Here is a 21,603-nt window from a genome sequence, read left to right on the forward strand (position 1 = left end):
ATGACCTCTGGTGCTGTCGCGATTTGGAAGGCTCTTCCGATCGCGCAGCGCCGGATGATCCTGTTGCTGCTGGCCGCGATCGGCCTCGCCAATCTCGCACAGCCCTATCCCGATCTCGCGCCGCTCCAGCATGGCCCGACGGTCGGGCTGATTTTGGCCGCGCCATGGCTGCTGCGGCGCTGGCCGCTCTCCACCACCGCCTTTGCCTGCATCTGGCTGTTCCTGCTGCTTCACACTGTCGGCGCGCGCTGGATCTACAGCTATGTGCCCTATGACGAATGGGCGCGGGCGGTGAGCGGGCAGGATCTATCCAGCCTCTTCGGCATGACCCGCAACGGCTATGATCGACTGGTTCATCTTGCTTTCGGTGCGTTGCTGACCTTGCCGGTCGCAGAAAGCGCGTGGCGGCATGGCGGGTTGTCGCGATGCTGGAGCCTGGCCTTCGCCTTCGCTGCCATCGGCCTGGGCAGCGCGGCCTATGAGATATTCGAATGGTTGCTGACCATCGTCGCCGCCGGCGAGACGGCGGACTATTATAATGGCCAGCAGGGCGATGTGTGGGACGCGCAGAAGGATATGGCGGCCGCACAGGTCGGCAGCGCGGTCGCGCTCATCGCGCTCTTGCGCCGCCGGGAATGACGCCATATCGGCAAGCCGACCCTGTCCGACAAGGAAATGCGCCGATGACCGACCTGCCGATCCAACGCCATGACATCAAAGGCCGGGATGGGCTGCCGATCGCGGTGCATGTCGTGGGCAAGGGCCGCGATCTCGTTCTGATCCATGGCTATTTCTCCAATGCCTGGACCAACTGGATTCGATACGGCCATGCCGCCCGGTTGGTGGAGGCAGGCTTTCGCCTGATCCTGCCGGACCTGCGCGGTCATGGTGAAAGCGCCAAGCCGCATGACGCCGCCGCCTATCCGCCCGATGCGCTGACCGACGACAATCTGGCGCTGGTGGAACAGATGGATCTGACCGACTATGATCTGGGCGGCTATTCCCTTGGCGCGCGGACGACGGTGCGGATGCTGGCGCGGGGGGCAACGCCGCGCCGCGTGATCCTGGCCGGGATGGGGCTGCGCGGCCTTGTCAGGACGCTGGACAAGGGCGGCTATTACAAGAATGTGCTGACCAACCTGGGCACGTTCGAGCGGGGCACGTCGGAGTGGATGACCGAAGCGTTCCTCAAGACCACCAAGGGCGATCCGGTGGCGATGCTCAACATCCTCAACACCTTCGTCGATACGCCCGAAGATGTGATCGCTCGCTTCCAGCAGCCAACCGAAATAATTTGCGGCGCCGACGATCAGGACAATGGCATTGCGCAGGAACTGGCTGAAACTTTGCCCAATGGTCGCTATGTCGAAATTCCTGGCAACCATATGAATGCGGTCACGCGCAAGGAACTGGGGCAGGCTATGGTCGATTTCCTGACAGCTTGACTGTATCGCCTGACCAAGTCAGCTTCCCCGCATAAACAGATCAGGGGAACCCCATGAAAATCGCACTCTCGCTGGCCGCTCTTGCGGCCGCCCTCGTTGCTTCGCCGGCGGCGGCGCAGCAGGCGCCGACGGCGGCCGACGCCGAAGCCTTCCTCGCCAAGGCGGAGAAGAGCCTGTTCGACCAGTCCATCATCAGCGGTCGCGCGCAGTGGATCAATGCGACCTACATCACCGACGACACCGACGCGATCGCATCCTATTTCGGCGCGATCGACACGAAGATGCGGGTCGATTATGCGCTGGACGCGGCGAAATATGCTGCCGCGCCCGGCCTGTCGGAGGAGACGAAGCGCCGCCTGACATTGCTGCGTACCGCACTGACCCTACCCGCACCGACGACGCCCGGAGCGGCCGAGCAGCTCAACGATCTCGCGACCAGGCTCCAGTCCGCCTACGGCAAGGGCAAGGGAACGCTGAAGGGGCAGCCGATCAACGGCAGCGACATCGAAGAACAGATGGGGGAGAATCGCAACCCCGAAGAGCTGAAGGAAATGTGGGTCAGCTGGCATGATAATGTCGGCGCGCCGATGCGGCAGGATTATGCGAGGCTGGTCGGCATCGCCAATGCCGGGGCGAAGGAACTGGGCTTTGCCGATACAGGCGCGATGTGGCGGTCCAAATATGACATGCCGGCCGATGATTTTGCTCGGCTGACCGACAAGATCTGGGCGGAGGTCAAGCCGCTCTATGACGAACTTCACTGCTATACCCGTACCAAGCTCAACGAGAAATATGGCGATGCCGTGCAGCCGAAAGCCGGCCCGATCCGCGCCGACCTGCTGGGCAATATGTGGGCGCAGGAATGGGGCAATATCTACGATATCGTCGCGCCTGCGGGCGCGGGTGACCTGGGCTATGACGTCACCGACCTGCTCAAGACCAAGGCCTATGATCCGGTCAGGATGGTGAAGGCGGGCGAGGGCTTCTATAGCTCGCTCGGCTTCGATCCGCTGCCGCAGAGCTTCTGGGAACGGTCGCAGATCGTGAAGCCTCAGGACCGCGAAGTGGTCTGCCATGCGTCCGCCTGGGATCTGGACAACAAGAACGACATCCGCATCAAGATGTGCACGAAGGTGAATGGCGACGATTTCGTAACGATCCATCACGAGCTGGGCCACAATTATTACCAGCGCGCCTATCAGGTCCAGAAGCCGCTGTATCTGGACGGTGCCAATGATGGCTTTCATGAGGCGATCGGCGATTTCGTGGCGCTATCCATCACCCCCGACTATCTGGTGAAGATCGGGCTGCTCGATCCGGTAAAGGTGCCGGGAACGGACAAGGATCTGGGCCTGCTGCTCCGCCAGGCAATGGACAAGGTGGCGTTCCTGCCCTTCGGCCTCCTGATCGACAAATGGCGCTGGGGCGTGTTTGATGGGTCGATCCCGGAAAGTCAGTATGAAAAGGCCTGGACCGACCTGCGGCTCCAATATCAGGGCATCGTCCCGCCGGTGTCCCGCGATGAGACGAAATTCGACGCCGGGGGCAAATATCATATCCCCGGTAATACGCCCTATACGCGCTACTTCCTCGCGCGTGTGCTCCAGTTCCAATTCTATGCCGCCGCGTGTCGACAGGCCGGCTGGAAGGGGCCGCTGCATCGCTGCTCCTTCTACGGTGACAAGAAGGTGGGGGCGAAGCTGAACGCGATGCTGGAGATGGGAGCATCGAAACCCTGGCCCGATGCGCTGGAGGCGTTCACCGGAAGCCGTGAGATGTCGGGCAAGGCGCTCGTCAATTACTTCGCGCCACTCCAGAAGTGGTTGATCGAACAGAATAAAGGCAAGTCTTGCGGCTGGTAAGTCCGAGTATATCTTGGTAAACGGCTGACGCATGAGCGTGTCAGCCGTCATCCTTTCTCTCCTTTTCGGCACCAGCATCGTCATGGCGATCGCCATGGCGGTGGCCTGGCTGCATTTTGGTCGCCAGAAGCATGTCCTGACTTGGACGGCCTCCTATGCGGTCGCGGTGCTGCAATGGCTGGCCAATGCGGGGGGCTATTTCCTTCAGAATCGTCCGCTGTTCGTGATTGCCGGCATCGGCTTGGTGACGAGCGCGACGCTGCTGGCGATCGGCATCCGGCAAAGGTCCGGGCGACTGGTGTCGATCCGGCTTTTCGCCATTCCGGCGTTGCTGGCGATCGTCGCCACGGCCATCGCCATTTCACCGATCGGCAGCCAGGTGATGCAGGGCATGATCACGCCCGCCTATGTGGGCGTGCTGATGGCGATCAGCGCCGCGTCGCTCTGGCCCAGGGACAGGCGCTTTACCTCGCCCGAACTTGCCTTCTTCGTGCTGCTGGTCGCATTCGCCCTTGTCCAGATAGCGCTGGCCGCTTCGGCCTCGATGATTCGTGGCCCTGAAGACGGCAAGCAATTATATCGCGCCATTCTGAGCCTCTTCATGCCGTCCATCTACGTCGGGACCGGCGTTGCCGCGGTCCTCGTCGTCGCGGGCGATCTCGCCCAGCAGTTGCGGCGGCAGATGCGGCATGATCCCCTGACGCAGGTTCTCAACCGCCGCGGCCTGGATGAAGCGGCCGAACGGGCTATCGCGCAGGCCCGGCGCCATGGACGGCCGCTGGCGCTGGTCGTGTGCGATCTCGACGGGTTCAAGGCGCTGAACGACAGCCACGGACATATCGCCGGCGACCAGGCGTTGCAGGGTTTTGCCCAACTCCTGACCCTGGCCGTGCGCCGTGGCGACATAGTCGGTCGGATGGGCGGGGACGAATTCGGCCTTCTACTACAGGATTCGGACGCCCGCGCGGCTGCCGACGTCATGGAGCGGGTGCGCGCGGAAGTCAGTCACCTGTCACTTCCGCGCGTTCCGGATATGCGCCTGCGCGCCAGCTTCGGCGTTGCCGAGTTGGCGACCGGCGACATGCAACTGGAGGACATGGTCGCGCGCGCCGACGAGGCGCTTTATGCGGCGAAGAAGGACGGGAAGAACCGGGTCAGCATCGCGCGCAGCGCGGCCTGATCCGACCCTCTCATCGAAATGGCGGCTCGTTGAACGCTCGCAGCTTGCGGCTGTGCAGCTTCGCACCCTCTTGTCGCAGCAGTTCGCAGGTCATCAGGCCGACCCGCAGGTGGCCCGCGATCGCTTCCTCGTAAAAGCGGTTGGCCTGGCCGGGCAGCTTGAGTTCGCCATGGATCGGCTTGTCCGACACGCAGAGCAAGGTGCCGTAGGGCACGCGGAAGCGATAGCCCTGGGCCGCGATCGTCGCCGATTCCATGTCGATGCCGACCGCGCGCGACAGGCTGAACCGCAGCGCGGAACTGGAATAGCGCAATTCCCAGTTGCGGTCGTCGGTGGTGACGACGGTCCCTGTGCGCAGGCGGCGCTTGAAGTCCTCCGGATCATTGCCGCCCAATATGGCCTCGGCCGCCGTTTCCATCGCAACCTGGACTTCCGCGATTGCGGGCACCGGAATTTCCGGGGGCAGCATATCGTCCAGCACCTTGTCGTCGCGCAGATAGGCGTGGGCGAGGACATAGTCGCCGATCCGCTGGCTCGGACGCAGGCCGCCGCAATGGCCGATCATCAGCCAGGCTTCGGGACGCACGACCGCCAGGTGATCGCAGATCGTCTTGGCGTTGGCCGGGCCGACGCCGATATTCACCAGGGTGATGCCGCTGCGATCGGGGGCGATCAGGTGATAGGCCGGCATCTGGTGCTTGCGCCATGCGCTGTCGGCGATCATGCCGGCAGGGTCCGCCGTTTCGGGGGTGACATAGACGCCGCCCGCGCCCGAAAGGGCCGTGAACCGGCTCCCCTCGCGCTGCAACTCGCCACAGGCCCAGGTCACGAACTCATCGACGTAGCGGTGATAGTTGGTGAACAGAATGTAGCGTTGTACATGCTCCGCCGGCGTGCCGGTATAATGTTTGAGCCGCGCCAGCGAGAAGTCGGTGCGCAATCCGTCGAACAGCGCGAGAGGGCGGTCGCCGCCGGCATCGGGCATGAACAGGCCATCGGCGATCTCGTCGCCGATCTCCGCCAGTTCGGTCGCCGGGAAATAGCGCGCCAGTTCAGTCGGCGGCGTGCCGTCCAGCGCGCTTATGTCGAGCCCGTCAAGCACATAGGGGAAGGGGATCTGCTGGTCGCTCAGCCCGGCTTCGACTTCCACGCCATAATCGCGGACCAGCAGGTCGATCTGCTCGGCCAGATAGTCGGCGAACATGGCCGGCCTGGTCACCGTGGTCGCATAGCGGCCCGGCTTGGACAGGCGGGCAAAGGAACGGCCGGGGGGCGGTGCGTCGCTGTCGCTATGATGGGTGATCCGCAGTTCCGGATAACAAAAGCGCCGATCCGTGCGTGCGTGCGCCGGGGGGATGCTGCCATCGCGGGCATAGGCGCGCATCGCCTCACGCAGATTTTCGATGGATGTCTGATAGATGCGGTCGAGTTGCGCGACCGTTGCGCTGCCGATGCTTTGTGTCATCGCCTCCTGTTATCGCCTTTGCACGACAGAAGGAAGACATTGAAAGGAATGCGCGCCGGGCAACCGCCCGGCGCGCAACTGATCAGAGCTGTTCCAGCATATGATCGGCCGACGACACCTTGAAATCGCCAGGCGCTTCTACATTGATTTCGGCGACGATCCCGTCCTTGACGATCATGGAAAAGCGCTGGCCGCGCGTCCCCAGGCCGAACTTGCTGCCGTCCATGGTGAGGCCGACGGCCTGCGCGAAATCGGCATTGCCGTCCGCGAGCATCGTCACCTTGCCGTCGGCGCCTGCCGACTTGCCCCAGGCACCCATGACGAACGCGTCGTTTACAGCGGTGCAGGCGATCTCGTCGACACCCTTGGCTTTGAGCGCCTCGGCCTTCTCGATGTAGCCGGGCAGGTGCTTGGCCGAGCAGGTCGGGGTGAAGGCGCCGGGGACGGAAAAGATGGCGACGGTCTTGCCGGCGAAATAATCTTCGGACGGGACGGCCTCCGGGCCGTTTTCTGTCATCTTGGTAAAGGTCGTGCTGGGAAGGCGGTCGCCCTTGGATATGGTCATGGTATGTCTCCTGGCCTGTAACGCGCCGCGGAGGTCGTGCCTGGAGCGTCGACTGTCAAGGCATGGGACGGAATATGTCGCAATGCCCCGTTGCTGCGATCACTCGTCCTTGGCAAGCGACTGCGGTGGGTTATATTCGACCCATGAACGATGCGCGCTTCTTTGGTGGGCATTTCCTGCTCGCCCTTCCCGGTATGCAGGACATGCGGTTCGATCATTCGGTGATCGCCCTGTGTGTGCATGATGCGCAAGGCGCCCTTGGCATTGCCGTGGGCGAGGAAATGGAGGGGGTGCGGTTGCGCGACCTGCTCGACAGTTTCGACATAGACGGCAGTGCGGTGCCCGATGTTCCGGTGCTGCGTGGTGGCCCGGTGGAGCCCCGCCGGGGCTTCGTGCTGCACTCGCTCGACTGGGGTGGGCAGGACATGGTTCAGGTCAGCGACTTCTGGGGGCTGTCCGGGTCGCTGGACATCCTGAAGGCGATAGCGGAAGGGCGCGGCCCTCGGCGCTATCTGGTCGCATTGGGCTATGCGGGATGGGGCGCCGGCCAACTGGAACAGGAAATGACCGGCGAAAGCTGGTTTCTCGCGCCCGGCGACGGGGATCTGCTGTTCGACACGCCGACCCGCCGCCGATGGTCTGCGATCTTTGCCGCCGCGGGTATCGATTCGTCCCATCTTGTGAGTGGCGCCGGATCGGCCTGATCCCTCTTAGGAGGTACATAAAGAAAACTTTATATTGAGTTGCCTTGGCATCGGCCCCTTGGTAATGACCGGTCCATATCGTCGTCGGATTGAGCCGTCGGCGTGGACACATTCTAGACCAACGGAGACACGCTCGTGGCCACTGCACCCGCCACCTTGGCGCAGGATTATGTGATCGCCGACATCGGCCTGGCCGGCTTCGGCCGTAAGGAGATCGAGATCGCCGAAACCGAAATGCCCGGCCTGATGGCCCTGCGCGCCGAATTCGGCGCTGCACAGCCGCTCAAGGGCGCCCGCATCACCGGTTCGCTGCACATGACCATCCAGACCGCTGTCCTTATCGAGACGCTGGCCGACCTGGGCGCGGAAATCCGCTGGGCCTCGTGCAACATCTTCTCGACCCAGGACCATGCCGCCGCCGCCATCGCCGCGCGCGGCATCCCGGTCTTCGCCGTCAAGGGCGAGACGCTGGAAGAATATTGGGACTATGTCATCCGCATCTTCGACTGGGGTGATACGACCTGCAACATGATCCTGGACGATGGCGGCGACGCCACCATGTTTGCGCTTTGGGGCGCCCGCGTCGAAGCCGGGGAGGAACTCTTCACCCCGACCAACGAAGAAGAGGAAATCTTCGTTGCGACGCTCAAGCGCTTCCTGGCCGAGCGTCCCGGCTACCTGACCGAGACGGTCAAGGCCATCAAGGGCGTGTCGGAAGAAACGACGACCGGGGTTCACCGCCTCTATGAGCTTGCCAAGAAGGGCAAGCTTCCCTTCCCGGCGATCAACGTAAACGACAGCGTCACCAAGTCGAAGTTCGACAATCTCTACGGCTGCAAGGAATCGCTGGTCGACGCCATCCGTCGCGCCACTGACGTCATGCTGGCCGGCAAGGTCGCCTGCGTCGCCGGTTTCGGCGACGTCGGCAAGGGCAGCGCCGCTTCGCTTCGCAACGGCGGCGCCCGCGTCCTCGTGACCGAAGTCGATCCCATTTGCGCGCTCCAGGCCGCGATGGAAGGCTATGAAGTCGTGACCATGGAAGAAGCTGCCAAGCGCGCCGACATCTTCGTCACCGCCACCGGCAATGCCGACGTCATCACGCTCGACCATATGCGCGAGATGAAGAATATGGCGATCGTCTGCAATATCGGCCATTTCGACAGCGAGATCCAGATCGCGGCGCTCAACAACCAGAAGTGGACCGAGATCAAGCCGCAGGTCGACGAAGTCGAATTCGCCGACGGCAAGAAGATCATCGTTCTCGCCAAGGGGCGCCTGGTCAATCTGGGCTGCGCCACCGGCCATCCCAGCTTCGTCATGTCCTCGTCCTTCACCAACCAGGTGCTGGCCCAGATCGAACTGTGGACCAAGTCGGGCGAATACAAGAATGAAGTCTATGTGCTGCCCAAGCATCTGGACGAGAAGGTCGCCGCGCTGCATCTGGAAAAGCTGGGCGTGAAGCTCAGCACCCTGACCCAGAAGCAGGCTGACTATATCGGAGTGCCGGTCGAAGGGCCGTTCAAGCCGGATCATTACCGCTACTGAGACGATAAAAAAGGGGGAAGGCTGCAACGCCTTCCCCCTTTTTGTTCGCGCTTCGCCGTTGCGAACGCAAATCTTTCGATCGCCCGCTTCCCGCTGCGCCCGACATGCGATAGGTCGGTGCCGATTATGAACAGGGTCGGGCAGGTTCAGCAGAAAAGGGGGGCGGTCGAATGACGACGCTGTCGCCCGTCGCTGCCATCATATTGGGGGTCGTGCTGGCCGTGTGGCTCGGCGCGGCATTATGGGCGCTGACCAGCGGCCAGCGGATGCGCCGCGAAGGCACGCAGGCGCAAGGAAAGCTGGATCGGTTGACGGTGCTGCTGGCGTCGGCGCCGGCCGCGCCCATCATCATTCATCCCGATGGGCGGCTGGAAGCCGCCGACCGACTTGCAAAATGGTTGGCCAAGCCGCGCGTGCCCGCCTTCGTGTCGGAACTGACTGCGGCCGATGGCGGACTGGAGCCGGATGACGCGGCGCTGCTGGCGCAGGAAATCGCGTCGGCGCAACGCGCCGGCAAGAGCTTTGCGCTGCCGGTGCGGGGATTAGGGTCGTCGCGTCTGTTGCTGGTGCGCGGCGCGCCGGCCGGGCCGGGGCTGGCCGAAAGCGGCGGCGTCGTGCTGTGGATTTTCGACGCGACCGACAGCCAGAAGGAAATCCAGGGGCTGACGACGCAGGTCGAGCAGTTGCGCGACGCGCTGGAGGCGCTCGCGGGACTGGTCGAAGCGGCGCCCTTCCCCATGTGGCACCGCACACCCGACCTGCGACTCAGCCTGGTCAACAGCGCCTATGTCCGCGCAGTCGATGGGGTGGATGCCCGCGACGTCATCATGCAGGGCGTGGAACTGGTCGAATCGGTCGGCGGCGTGCCGCCGGAAGCCGCAGCGGCCGACGCCATGGCGCGGGACGAACTGGTCGAACGCATGGTTCCCGCCACCATCAAAGGCGAGCGCCGGACGATGCGCGTCGTCGACGTTCCGCTGGGGGAAGCGGGCATCGCCGGCTATGCGGTCGACCAGCATGAACTGGAACAGGCGCGGGTGGAGCATCGCCGCCTCGAAGCGGCGCAACGCGACCTGCTGGACCGGCTTTCCGCGGGGGTGGCGCGGTTCGGCCCGGATCGGGCGCTGCGCTTCTGGAACCAGCCCTTCATCAGCCTTTTCGGGCTGCGGCAGGAGTCGCTAGCGGACGCCCCGCTGTTCGAGCGTGTTCTGGACGAGATGCGCGACGCGCGGCGGTTGCCCGAGCATCGCGATTTCCCGGCCTGGCGGACGGAGCGGCGCAACTGGTTCCTGTCGCCCGAACCGATCGAGGAAAACTGGTTGTTGCAGGACGGCACGCATCTGCGCGTCTATGCGCAGCCGCTGCCCGACGGCGGGCTGCTGCTCATCTTCGAGGATCGTACCGAACAGGTGCAACTGTCGAGCGCGCGCGACACGCTGCTGCGGGTCCGTACCGCGACCTTCGACAATCTGTTCGAATCGATCGGCGTCTTTTCCGCCGATGGACGCCTGCAAATGTGGAACAGCCGGTTCCGCACCATCTGGGGCGCCAATGAGGAGATGCTGGCCACGCATCCGCGCATCGACGACCTGATGCGCGAAGTGCAGTCGCGCCTCGCCAAACCGCAGCAGTCCAACCTGGTGCGCGAACTGGTCCGCGCCGCCACGGTGGAGCGCAAGCAGCGCGTCGGCCATGTTGGTTTTGCGGACGGACGTATCTTCGAATTCGCCGCCATCCCGCTGCCCGACGGCAACGCGCTCTTCACCATGCTCGACGTGACCGACAGCCGCCGGGTCGAACAGGTGCTGCGTGATCGCAACGAGGCGCTGGAGCAGGCGGACAAGATCAAGACCGCTTTCGTGACCAACATGAGCTATGAATTGCGGACGCCCCTCACCACCATCGCCGGTTTCGCCGAGATGATGAGTGCGGGCTATGCGGGGGAATTGAGCGAGTCCGCCAGGGACTATGTCGACGGTATCCTTCAGAGCACAGGGCGCTTGTCGATGCTGATCGACAATGTTCTGGACCTGACCCAGGGGGAAGCGGGGACGCTGCCGATCGATCGCAGCGCGGTCGATCTCGCGACCGTCGCGAGGGCCAGCGCCGACCGGCTGCGCGCCGAGGCATCGGCAAAGGGCATCGACCTTGCTGTGCAGATCGAAGCCTCGCTGGGCAGCGTTCAGGGCGATGCCCGCCGGATCGGTCAGGCCATCGACCATCTCCTCGAAAATGCGCTGCAATATTGCAGCCGCGGCGCTCGCGTCCTGCTCCACGGCGACGGCGGGATCGACAAGGCTCGGATCGTGATATCGGACAATGGTCCCGGCATCCCGTCGGACCAGCAGGGCGCGATCTTCGATCCGGTCGCTCGGGCCGAGCAGGCGCGGGCCGGCAGCAAGGCGGGGATCGGCCTACCACTCGCCCGGCAACTCGCCCAGGCCCATGGCGGCACCCTCCAGCTCGTATCGGAGAAGGGCAAGGGGACCATGGTCGTGATCGAGCTGCCGCGTGGCTGATACGGACATGAAGCTGGCGGACGAAACCGCGATGCTCGATCTAGGCCGGCGAATCGCGGCCGATGTGCGGATCGGCGACGTGATCGCGCTGGAAGGCGGGTTGGGTGCCGGCAAGACGACCCTGGCGCGCGGCATCTTGGCGGCGCTGGGGCTGGAAGGAGAGGCGCCCAGTCCGAGCTTCGCCATCGTCCAGCCCTACGACCTGCCGGAGGTCCGGCTACCGGTCGCGCATGTCGATCTCTATCGGCTCGACGATCCGGCGGAGGCGCAGGAACTGGCGCTGGGCGATTATCTGATGGACAGCCTGCTGATCGTGGAATGGCCCGATCGGCTGGGGGAGGCGCTCTGGCCGCATAGTCTCCGCCTGCACATCGCAATCGAACCGGATGGCGCGCGACGCTTGACAGCGGACGTGCCGGAGGCTTGGACGAACCGATGGTCACAACTATGATCCCCCCGATTTCCGCGCCGGATTTTCTGGCCAAGGCTGGCTGGCCGGGCGCCGCGATCGTCCCGCTTGCTGGCGATGCCTCCTTCCGCCGCTATTTCCGCGTCGTAGATGGCGGGCGCCGCGCCGTCCTGATGGATGCGCCGCCTCCCCATGAAGACCCGCGCCCCTTCATCGCCATCGCGCGGCATCTGGTCGCGGACGGTTTCGCCGCGCCCCGGATATTGGCGGATGACCTTGACGAAGGCCTGGTGCTGATCGAGGATTTCGGCGACCATCGGCTGAAGGAACATATTGACGCGGCGCCTGCGGATGAACTGGCGGTCTATACCCGCGCTGTGGAACTGCTCGCTGCCTTGCATCGGCGTCCGCCCGCCGATCTCCCGCCTTATGACCGCGCCGTCTATCAGCGCGAAGTGGGCCTGCTGACCGAATGGTATTGCCCGGCCATCAACCTGGCCGTGGACGAGCAGGCCTATATCCGCGCCTGGAACGCGGTGCTGCCGATCGTGGAACAGTCGGCCAGCCCGGTCGTGACCGTGCTGCGGGACTATCATGCCGAAAATATCATGCTGATCGACCCGCCCGCCGCGCATGGCCTGGGCCTGCTGGACTTCCAGGACGCGCTGGCGGGCCACCCCGCCTATGACCTGGTGTCGCTGTTGCAGGATGCGCGGCGCGACGTCCCGCCCGAGGTGGAGGCCGCGATGCTCGCCCATTACAAGGCGCTCGCGTCGCCGCCCAATGATTTCGACGCGGCCTATGCCGTGCTCGGCGCGCAGCGCAACGCCAAGATCATCGGCATCTTCACGCGACTGTGGAAGCGGGACGGCAAGCCGCGCTACCTATCCTACCTGCCACGGATGTGGGGCTTGCTGGAGCGCGATCTGGCACATCCGGCGCTCGCTCCGGTTGCCGCCTGGTTCGACGCCAATATTCCGGCCGACCAGCGCCATGATGCGCTCCAGGAGTTTTCGCCCGCATGATCGAAACGGCGATGCTGATGGCGGCCGGCCTTGGCAAGCGGATGCGTCCGCTCACCGCCACCCGGCCCAAGCCGCTGGTGAAGGTCGCGGGCAAGGCGCTGATGGACCATGCGCTGGATCGGCTGGAGGCAGGCGGCATCCGCAAGGTGGTGGTCAACGTCCACTATCTCGCCGACACGGTCGAAGCCCATCTGCGCGCGCGCAAGGGGCCGATGGAGTTCGTGATTTCCGACGAGCGCGGCAAGCTGCTGGAGACGGGCGGCGGCCTGATGCAGGCCCGGCAGCTGCTGGGCGACCAGCCATTCCTATGCGCCAATAGCGACAATCTGTGGGTCGATGGTCCGCAGGAGACGCTGGGCATGATGCAGCGGCTCTGGAATCCGGAGCGGATGGACGCGTTGCTTCTGCTCATTCCGCTGGCCCGCGCCACCTGCCACATGGGACCCGGCGATTTCCACATGGACGCCAGCGGCCGACTCACCCGGCGCAAACCCGCCCACGTTGCGCCCTTCGTCTATACCGGGGTCCAGATCCTGTCCCCCGCCATATTGCGCGATCCGCCCGCTGACGCTTTCTCCACCAACATCTTCTGGAACCGCGCGATGGAGGCGGGCCGGCTTTACGGCGTCGCGCATCAGGGGCTGTGGTTCGACGTCGGCACGCCGCACGCCATTCCGGTGGTGGAGCAGATGCTCGCCCATGGGTGAGCGGAGCCGTCCCGCTCTTTATACCATCCCAGCGCATCGCGCCTTCGCCGATGCGCTGGTGACAGGCATATTGGCGCGTCATGGCGGTGACGTCCGCACCCTGGCGCAAGGGATGGTCCTGCTGTCCAGCAACCGCGCGGTCAGGGCGGTGCGCGACGCCTTCGTTCGGCAATCGGGCGGCGGCCTGTTGCTCCCTCGCCTGGTGACGATCGGCGATCCTGATCTGGGCGAACAGGTCGGCGGGGCGCTCGACCCGCTCGGCGAGGACGATCCCATTGCGCCCGCGATTGCGCCCGTCCGCCGCCAGATGATCCTCGCGCGCCTGGTGCAGGAGGTGAAGCCGGGCACCGATGCCGCGCTCGCCCTGCAACTGGGTCAGGCGCTCGGCAGCGTACTCGACCAGTTGCAGGTCGAGCAATTGCCCGTGGATGCGCTCCGAAATCTCGACCTGTCGGCCGAACTGTCCAGTCACTGGCAGGTGTCGCTCAACTTGTTCGAGATATTGTTGTCGCGCTGGCCAGCGGAACTTGCGCGACTGGGCTGCATCGACCTGGCCGAACGGCGAAACCGGCTGTTCGACCGGCTTGCTGCCCGCTGGCGAGAAGCGCCGCCCGCTGGCTTCGTGGTCGCGGCCGGTATTTCCACCACCGCGCCGGCAGTCGCCCGGTTGCTCCGCCGCGTCGCGGAGCTGCCCGATGGCATGGTGGTCTTTGCCGGGCTTGACCAGAATATGGACGAGACGGCCTGGGAAGCCATCGGCCCATTCGATCCGGACCCACTGACCGGCCGGTCACCGGTGCCGCATGAAACCCATCCGCAATATGCGCTCAAGCGCCTGCTGGATCGTATGGGCGTGACTCGCGACGATGTGGCGCAATGGCGATGGGGCAGCGAGCATGATGCGCGCGCCGTTCGCGGACGCAATATCTCCAACGCCATGCTGCCGCCGCGCCTGACGGGCCGCTGGCGCGATCTCAAGACGGCGGACCGGTCGCTGGCCGGCGTGGAGGCGCTGGAGGTCGCGACCCCCGGCGAGGAAGCTCAGGCCATCGCCATCGCGCTGCGCGAGGCGGTGGAAACGCCGGAGCGCACGGCCGCGCTGGTGACGCCGGATCGCCAATTGGCGACCCGCGTGTCCGCCCATCTGCGGCGCTGGGGCATAGTGGCGGATGATTCCGCCGGCCAGCCCTTGTCGCGCCTGCCACCGGGAACCTTGCTGATCGCCATGGCGGAGGCCGTGGCGGAACGCTTCGCCCCCGTTGCGCTGCTGACGCTCCTCAAGCATCCGCTCGTGATGCGGGGCGATGCGCGGCTCGCCTGGCTGGAGGGGGTGCGTGGTCTTGACCTGCTGCTGCGCGGGCCGCGCCCACAGGCGGGGCTGGTCGGCATCGACCTCATGCTCGCGGCGCGCGGACCGGATGATCGCGACCGGCGACTGCGCGAAGCGGTGCGGGCCTGGTGGCCCGAGGCGCGGAGCCTGCTCGAACCGCTGGAGGAGGGCGCACGGATCGCCTCGGATCTTGCCGGGCAACTCGCGATGATCCGGACCCAGGCGAGCGCCCTGTCCGGCGACATGGTGTGGTCCGGGCATCAGGGTCATGCCGCAGCGGACATTCTGGCCGAGATGGAGGCTTTCGCTTCGGAAGGGCCGCGCCAGGCCGATATCCGCGCGCTTCCGCTATTGCTCGAACAGATGCTCGGCGGCGTCGCTGTCCGCCCCCCCCAGGGCGGCCATCCCCGCGTCGCGATCCTCGGCCTGATCGAGGCACAACTGGCGCAGGCCGATCTCATGATCCTCGGTGGCCTGAACGAAGGAACATGGCCGGGCCTGCCGGCGCCCGACCCCTGGCTTGCGCCGCGTTTGCGGCGGGAACTGGGCCTGCCCGGCCTGGAAAGCCGCATCGGCCTTGCGGCCCATGATTTCGCCAGCGCGCTTGGTGCGCCCAATGTGCTCATCACCCGCGCGCGGCGTGGCAGCGGGGGGCCGGCGGTCGCCTCGCGCTTCTGGCTGCGGCTGAAGGCGATGGCGGGCGCGCAGTGGAAGACGGCGGACCGCTACGCCCTGCTGGCACGGGCGATCGACCGTCCAGGCAGCCACCGGCCCGAACGGCGCCCCGCGCCGGTGCCGCCCCTGGCGGTGCGGCCCAGGGTCATCCCCGTCACCGACGTCGACCGGCTGAAAGCCGATCCTTATGCTTTCTATGCCCGTCGCATCCTTCGCCTCGCGCGCCTGGATCCGGTCGATGCCGATGCCGGACCAGCCTGGCGCGGTACGGCCGTGCATGACATCCTTCAGCGCTGGGCAGAGGAAAAGAGGTTCGACCCGGCCGACCTGGAAGCGCGGGCGAGGGCCATGTTCGAACGGCCGGACGTGCATCCGCTGCTGCGCGCCCTCTGGCAGCCGCGCCTGATCGAGGCGATCCGCTGGATCGCCGCCGAAGTGGCGCGGGACAAGTCCGAAGGACGCACCATCGTTGCGGTCGAGCAGGAAGGCCGGGCCGAAGTTGCCGGGGTCACGTTGATGGGGAAGGCGGACCGTATCGATCGGCTGCCGGGCGGCCGCATCGGCATCATCGACTACAAGACCGGCAAGCCGCCCAGCGCGCGGCAGGTCAAGGCGGGCTTCGCGCTGCAACTCGGACTGCTTGGCGTCATCGCTGAACTGGGCGGCTTCGACGGTCTCGGACCGGCGCCCAGCGCCGGCGATTTCGAATATTGGTCGCTCGCCAAGAAGGGCGACCAGTTCGGCTATCGCGAAAGCCCGGTCGATCCGTTGGGCAAGCGCGAAAAGATCGTCACGGACGCCTTCACCGCCCATGCCCATGAACAATTTGATGGGGTGGCGAGCGATTATCTGCTGGGATCGGCCCCGTTCCGCGCGGAGATCAACCCGGAAGTGGCCAATTATGGTGATTATGACCAGCTGATGCGGCTGGAGGAATGGTATGGTCGCGACGATGGCTGACCGGCCCCGCCCCTTGCAGCGTCTGCTCGGCGATCAGGCGCGCGCGGCCGCCCCCGCCGCCCATGTCTGGCTGTCGGCATCGGCCGGCACCGGCAAGACCCATGTGCTGACCGCGCGCGTGTTCCGCCTCCTGCTTCAAGGGGTGCGACCGGAAAATATCCTCTGCCTCACCTTCACAAAGGCGGGCGCGGCGGAAATGGCGGATCGCATCCATGACCGGCTGGCCGGGTGGGTCCAGATGGATGGTCCCGCCCTGGCCGCGGACCTGATGGCACTGGGCGAGGACCATGATCCGGCGATGCAGGACAAGGCGCGCCGGCTCTTTGCCGAGGTGCTGGAGTCGACCGGCGGCGGCCTGCGCATCCAGACCATTCATGGCTTCTGCCAGCAATTGCTCGCCGCCTTTCCGCTGGAGGCGGACCTTGCGCCCGGCTTCCGCCCCATGGACCAGCGCGAGCAGGCGAGCCTCGCCCGCGCGACGCTGGCCGATCTGTCCGTGCGGGCGCAGGAGCAGGGTGACGAACGCCTGATCGGCGCGCTCCAGGCGCTCAGTCTGCGGCTGGGAGAAGGCGGCGCCGAACGCTTCCTGCTACGCTGCGCGGGTTCGGGGGAGGCGCTGGAGACCCTGCCGGACTCCATCGCCCCCTGGCTGGCATCCGAACTCGGCCTTCCCGACGGCGACATAGATGAATGGCTCGGCGAACAATGTTCCGACGCCCTGTTCGACATGCGGACGCTCGATGGCATCGTCCGCGCCAATGTCGAATGGGGCAAGGGGCGGGGTCTGGAGCGGTGCGACCGGATCGCGGCCTGGCGGGCGCTCGATCCTGCGGCCAGGGCGGCCGGGCTTGCGGACCTGCATCGCGCCTGGGCGAAAGCCGATGGCGACCTGATCGATGCCAAGGGCTGGGTGCCGCCGGTCGACGGCTATCTGGAGATGGCGGCGCGGCTCCACGACCGATGCCGCGAGATGATCGCCGTCAAGCTGCGCGCGGACTATGCCGCGCTCCTGGCGCAGGCGCTCCATGCCGGACGGGCCTATGCGCGCGACTATGCGCAGGCCAAGGTGCTGGCAGGCGCGGTCGATTTCGACGACCTGATCGCCCGCACCGCACGCCTGCTGGAACAGGACGGCATCGCCGAGTGGATCCGCTACAAGCTGGACCAGCGCATCGACCATATATTGGTGGACGAGGCGCAGGATACCAACGCCGCGCAATGGCGGATCGTCCGCACATTGGCGGAGGAATTTTTCGCCAATGAATGGGAAGCGGGCCAAAAGGTCCGCACCATCTTCACCGTTGGCGACTTCAAGCAGGCGATCTTCGGCTTTCAGGGCACCAGTCCGGCCAATTTTGCCGCCGCGCAGATCCTGTTCCAGCATGATGCCGTCAGCTCCGGGCATGATTTCTTCAACCTCTCGCTGGACCAGAGCTTCCGGTCTACGCCGGCGGTCCTGGACGTGGTGGATCGCACCATCGCCACGCTCCGCGCCGAACGGCTGGGGTTGGAGCCGGGGGACGTGCGGCACATCAGCGCGAACCGCCATCCCGGCGAAGTGCTGCTGTGGAAGCCCGTGGTCGCCAACCTGTCCGAGGAGGCGGAAGGCGAGGAAGACTGGGTCGCCGATCAGGAGCGCGTCCTCGCCGCCCGGATCGCCGGCCAGATCCGGCAATGGATCGACGATGGCCTGATGCTCGAAAGCCGGGGACGGCCCGTGCGGGCGGGCGACATCATGATCCTGGTCCGGCGCCGCAGCGAACTGGCGCGCCTGATCGTCGCGCGCCTCTATGAGGAACAGGTCGCGGTCGCCGGCATCGACCGCCTCCGCCTCAACGCGCCGCTGGCCGTGCGCGATCTGCTCGCGGCGCTTCGTTTCGCGGTGCAGCCGGACGATGAACTGAACCTCGCCTCGCTCCTGGTGTCGCCGGTCATAGGATGGAGCCAGGACGAACTGATGGAGCGGCTGATCGGCCGCAGGGTTCCGCTGTGGCGGCATCTCAACCAGACATTGTCGGATGCGCAGCTCGCGCCGTTGCGCGGCCTGCTCGCCGCCGCCGACTTCACGACACCCTATCGCTATCTCGAGGCGATATTGTCGGGCCCGATCGACGGCCGCCGGCGCCTGGTGGAACGGCTGGGGATTGAGGCTGCGGACCCTATCGAGGAATTGCTGAACGCCGCGCTGGCCTTCGAAGGGGAGGCGCATCCCTCGCTCCAGCGGTTCATCGACTGGTTCGACCGGGGCGAGGTGGAGATCGTCCGCGATGCCGCAGGGCAGGGCGACATGCTGCGACTGCTGACGGTGCATGGCGCCAAGGGGCTACAGGCGCCTATCGTCATTCTCGCGGATGCGTGCATGGACCCGGATGCCGGCCAGCGCGCCGATTCGCTCGAATGGAACGGCCTTCCGATAATCGCGCCACGCAAAGGCGAGCGTCAGGGGCCGATCGGCGATGTCGCCGAACAGGCTGCGGCGGAGGAGCGTCGCGAACATTGGCGGCTGCTCTATGTCGCGCTCACCCGGGCGGAAGAAAAGCTGGTCGTCGCGGGCGCGCTGGGACCGCGCGCCAAGGGGGAGGTCAAGCCCGAAAGCTGGTTCGCGGCGGTGGAGGCCGCCCTGGTTTCGCTCGGCGCCGAATGGGAGGCGGACCCGCTGTGGGGCGCCACCCGGCGCTGGCGGGGGACAGAGGCATTGCCCGCGCGCAAGGCGGAGCGCGAATCGGGCGAGGCGCCGCCGGTCATCCAGGAACCGGCATGGCTGCACGCACCCGCGCCGGTCGAGGCCCGCCCGCCCCGGCCACTCGCGCCTTCCGCCGCGGTCGAGGACGACGTGCCCTATCCGCCGCCGTCTCCCGCCATGCGCGCGGCGGCCGAGCGAGGCCGCTGGCTCCATCGCCTGTTCGAGCGCCTGCCCGACCTGCCGGCCGACCGTCGTCGGGATGCCGCCGACCGCTGGCTGGCGCAGCAGGGTGCAGGAGACGCCGCCGTCCGCCGCGATGTCATGGACCAGGCCCTGCGCGTGATCGAGGCTCCCGCCTTCGCCGACCTGTTCGCCCCGGATGCGCTGGCCGAAGCGCCGATCGCCGCCGTGGTGGGGGAGGCCGTGATCGCCGGAACGGTGGACCGGCTGCACATTGGCGACGATCATGTCCAGCTGGTGGATTTCAAGACCGGCCGCATCGTCCCGCAATCACCCGATGACGCGCCGCTCGCGCATGTGCGGCAGATGGCTGCCTATGTCGCCGCGCTCGAAGTCATCTTTCCGGGTCGGACGATCAAGGCCGGGCTTCTCTACACCAGCGGCCCGCACCTGCTGACCCTGCCTCCCGACCTGCTCGCGCGCCACAAGCCGGGCTTTGTCCCCGCGCAGGAGAATTTGCCGCTCTGGCCGGTTGAGCCGGACACACGCGCATCCTAGATATCGCCCAACCAAAGGAGTTTCCGATATGGCCACAAAGGCAGTTACCGACGTCAGCTTCAAGGCGGACGTGATCGATTCCGATAAGCCCGTGCTCGTCGATTTCTGGGCCGAATGGTGCGGTCCGTGCAAGATGATCGGCCCGGCCCTGGAGGAAATCTCCGAGGAACTGGCGGACAAGGTCACGATCGCCAAGATCAACATCGACGAAAATCCCGACGCGCCCGGTCAGTATGGCGTTCGCGGCATCCCGACGATGATCCTGTTCAAGAATGGCGAAGTCAGCGCGACCAAGGTCGGCGCCGCGCCCAAGAGTGCGCTCAAGGGCTGGATCGAAAGCGTCCTGTAATCAGGTCAGGCCGGCGACTGGCCTATGTCAGCGGGATCATCACCGACCAGGCATAGGCCGGCCGCTCGCGCAGCCGGTCATACCAGGCTCGCACATGCGGCACGTCGGGCCGCTCGATAGCCAATGTAAACCAGGTGTGGGCGTAAACACCCATTGGCACATCCGCGACACCGAAATGGACACCTGAAAGCCATGGCTGGGCGGCCAGCGCTTGGTCGAGGACCAGCATCGCCGCGCCCGTCGCTTGGGCCGACTTCGCGATCAACTGTCCATTTCGCTGTCCATCGGGCGTCCGCACCAGTTGCAGGAAGGCGTCCCGCTGTGCATCGGCGAAGGCGAACTGCCAGTCCATCCACTTGTCCCCTTGCGCCCTTTCGACCGGATCGGCCGGCCACAGCGCAGGGGCATGGCGGGCCGCCAGATAGCGCAGGATGGCGTTGGATTCCCACAGGGTCAGGTCGCCATCCTCGATTGTCGGGATCAGCGCATTGGGGTTCCTGGCGAGATAGGTCGCGTCCATGCCGAACGCGCCGCCCACGTCATGGCGGACATGGGGCAGGCCGATCTCGTCCGCGAACCAGACGACCTTCTTCACATTGTGCGAATTCAGCCGTCCCCAGATGGTCAGCATTCCCGATCCCTCTATCCGAACAATATCGACGCCGCCCGGTCCCACAGGCGGGGCGAGGACGCGCCCATCAGCCCGCGGCGCAGATCACCCACGACATAGGGCGTTCCGTCGATCCGCTGGCAACAGCCGCCCGCTTCATTGACGAACAGGGTGCCCGCCGCATGATCCCAGGGCAAGGTCCGCGCGAACACCGACACGTCATTCTGCCCCAGCACCAGCCGGGGATATTGTTCGGCGGCGCAGCGGGGAATATCCACCAGCGTGAAGCTGGCCTGCGAACGGCGCTGGATGTCGGTCCGCTCCTCGGGCGACATGAAATAGACCGCCAGTGCCGCGATCGGTATGTCGCCGCCGCTCTCCCGCGCCTGGACATGTTCGCCGTCGATATGGCTGCCGCCGCCCAGCATCGCATGGCACAGGCGGCCGGTCAGCGGGTCCAATATCCATCCGGCCAGCGTCGTCCCGCCATCGGCCAGCGACACCATGATGCCGAAGGGCGGTTGGCCCGCCGCGAAATTGCCGGTTCCGTCGATCGGGTCGATGATCCAGTTCAACCCTTCGCCCGCCCGTTCCAATATGGCGGGGTCGGCGGCGCAGGCTTCCTCGCCGATGATGCCCGCTTCCGGCAGGATATCCGACAGCCCCTCCGCGAGCCGCAACTCGCTTTCCCGGTCGGCGACGGTGACGAAATCGTCGGCCGCCTTCTCGCTGATCTCATGAGCGGCGAGATTGCGGTAGCGCGGCATCACGATGTCGCGCCCCACTTCGCGCATCAGCGCGACGACCGGTTCATGCAGTTCGAACAGCATCC

Annotated in this window: 17 protein-coding genes; 13 read left to right on the forward strand and 4 right to left on the reverse strand. The window is 65.7% G+C overall.

The window, feature by feature from the left end; all coding sequences use genetic code 11:
- Genes K3M67_RS06915 through K3M67_RS06930 form a run of 4 tightly spaced genes read left to right on the forward strand, consistent with a single transcriptional unit; the run spans position 1 to position 4,487 of the window.
- Entirely contained in the window at positions 1-639 is a 639-nt protein-coding gene (locus tag K3M67_RS06915) for a DUF2238 domain-containing protein (protein WP_285832750.1), read from the forward strand.
- 44 nt (positions 640-683) lie between these two features.
- Entirely contained in the window at positions 684-1,445 is a 762-nt protein-coding gene (locus K3M67_RS06920; RefSeq protein ID WP_285832751.1) for an alpha/beta fold hydrolase, read from the forward strand.
- 53 nt (positions 1,446-1,498) lie between these two features.
- Positions 1,499-3,307: a M2 family metallopeptidase gene (locus K3M67_RS06925; RefSeq protein ID WP_285832752.1), complete on the forward strand. Its 1,809-nt coding sequence runs from the start codon at positions 1,499-1,501 to the stop codon at positions 3,305-3,307.
- A 31-nt stretch (positions 3,308-3,338) separates the two neighbouring features.
- Positions 3,339-4,487: a GGDEF domain-containing protein gene (locus K3M67_RS06930; protein ID WP_066859452.1), complete on the forward strand. Its 1,149-nt coding sequence runs from the start codon at positions 3,339-3,341 to the stop codon at positions 4,485-4,487.
- A gap of 10 nt (positions 4,488-4,497) precedes the next feature.
- Here K3M67_RS06930 and K3M67_RS06935 read toward each other — a convergent pair whose 3' ends face one another.
- Positions 4,498-5,952, reverse strand: a complete 1,455-nt coding sequence (locus tag K3M67_RS06935) for an AMP nucleosidase (RefSeq protein WP_066859451.1) — start codon at positions 5,950-5,952, stop codon at positions 4,498-4,500.
- Positions 5,953-6,034: 82 nt separating this feature from the next.
- Entirely contained in the window at positions 6,035-6,517 is a 483-nt protein-coding gene (locus tag K3M67_RS06940; RefSeq protein ID WP_066859450.1) for a peroxiredoxin, read from the reverse strand.
- 143 nt (positions 6,518-6,660) lie between these two features.
- Between K3M67_RS06940 and K3M67_RS06945 the strand changes: the two genes are divergently transcribed.
- The 9 genes from K3M67_RS06945 (at position 6,661) to trxA (ending at position 20,161) form a co-directional block, all read left to right on the forward strand.
- Positions 6,661-7,221: a YqgE/AlgH family protein gene (locus K3M67_RS06945; RefSeq protein ID WP_066859449.1), complete on the forward strand. Its 561-nt coding sequence runs from the start codon at positions 6,661-6,663 to the stop codon at positions 7,219-7,221.
- Between the two features lie 135 nt (positions 7,222-7,356).
- On the forward strand, positions 7,357-8,766 hold the full coding sequence (ahcY, locus tag K3M67_RS06950) for an adenosylhomocysteinase (protein WP_066859448.1): 1,410 nt from the start codon (positions 7,357-7,359) through the stop codon (positions 8,764-8,766).
- A gap of 170 nt (positions 8,767-8,936) precedes the next feature.
- Positions 8,937-11,285: a sensor histidine kinase gene (locus K3M67_RS06955; RefSeq protein ID WP_066859447.1), complete on the forward strand. Its 2,349-nt coding sequence runs from the start codon at positions 8,937-8,939 to the stop codon at positions 11,283-11,285.
- 7 nt (positions 11,286-11,292) lie between these two features.
- Complete coding sequence (tsaE, locus tag K3M67_RS06960) at positions 11,293-11,736, forward strand: tRNA (adenosine(37)-N6)-threonylcarbamoyltransferase complex ATPase subunit type 1 TsaE (protein ID WP_443018158.1); 444 nt, start codon at positions 11,293-11,295, stop codon at positions 11,734-11,736.
- Positions 11,733-12,719, forward strand: a complete 987-nt coding sequence (locus K3M67_RS06965) for an aminoglycoside phosphotransferase family protein (protein WP_066859445.1) — start codon at positions 11,733-11,735, stop codon at positions 12,717-12,719. Before tsaE ends, K3M67_RS06965 begins: the two co-directional genes overlap by 4 nt.
- Positions 12,716-13,426: a nucleotidyltransferase family protein gene (locus tag K3M67_RS06970; RefSeq protein WP_066859444.1), complete on the forward strand. Its 711-nt coding sequence runs from the start codon at positions 12,716-12,718 to the stop codon at positions 13,424-13,426. Before K3M67_RS06965 ends, K3M67_RS06970 begins: the two co-directional genes overlap by 4 nt.
- Positions 13,419-16,391, forward strand: a complete 2,973-nt coding sequence (gene addB / locus K3M67_RS06975) for a double-strand break repair protein AddB (protein WP_285832753.1) — start codon at positions 13,419-13,421, stop codon at positions 16,389-16,391. The genes K3M67_RS06970 and addB overlap by 8 nt, the downstream gene beginning before the upstream one ends.
- A complete protein-coding gene (addA, locus tag K3M67_RS06980) occupies positions 16,372-19,812 on the forward strand; it encodes a double-strand break repair helicase AddA (RefSeq protein ID WP_285832754.1) in 3,441 nt (1,146 codons plus the stop codon). The genes addB and addA overlap by 20 nt, the downstream gene beginning before the upstream one ends.
- A 28-nt stretch (positions 19,813-19,840) precedes the next feature.
- Positions 19,841-20,161: a thioredoxin TrxA gene (trxA, locus tag K3M67_RS06985; RefSeq protein ID WP_066859441.1), complete on the forward strand. Its 321-nt coding sequence runs from the start codon at positions 19,841-19,843 to the stop codon at positions 20,159-20,161.
- A 22-nt stretch (positions 20,162-20,183) separates the two neighbouring features.
- Here trxA and K3M67_RS06990 read toward each other — a convergent pair whose 3' ends face one another.
- Complete coding sequence (locus tag K3M67_RS06990; RefSeq protein ID WP_066859440.1) at positions 20,184-20,792, reverse strand: glutathione S-transferase family protein; 609 nt, start codon at positions 20,790-20,792, stop codon at positions 20,184-20,186.
- A gap of 11 nt (positions 20,793-20,803) precedes the next feature.
- A complete protein-coding gene (locus tag K3M67_RS06995; RefSeq protein ID WP_066859439.1) occupies positions 20,804-21,601 on the reverse strand; it encodes an inositol monophosphatase family protein in 798 nt (265 codons plus the stop codon).
- Positions 21,602-21,603 lie beyond the last annotated feature (2 nt).

The sequence above is a fragment of the Sphingobium sp. V4 genome, from assembly GCF_029590555.1.
Taxonomy (GTDB): Bacteria; Pseudomonadota; Alphaproteobacteria; order Sphingomonadales; family Sphingomonadaceae; genus Sphingobium.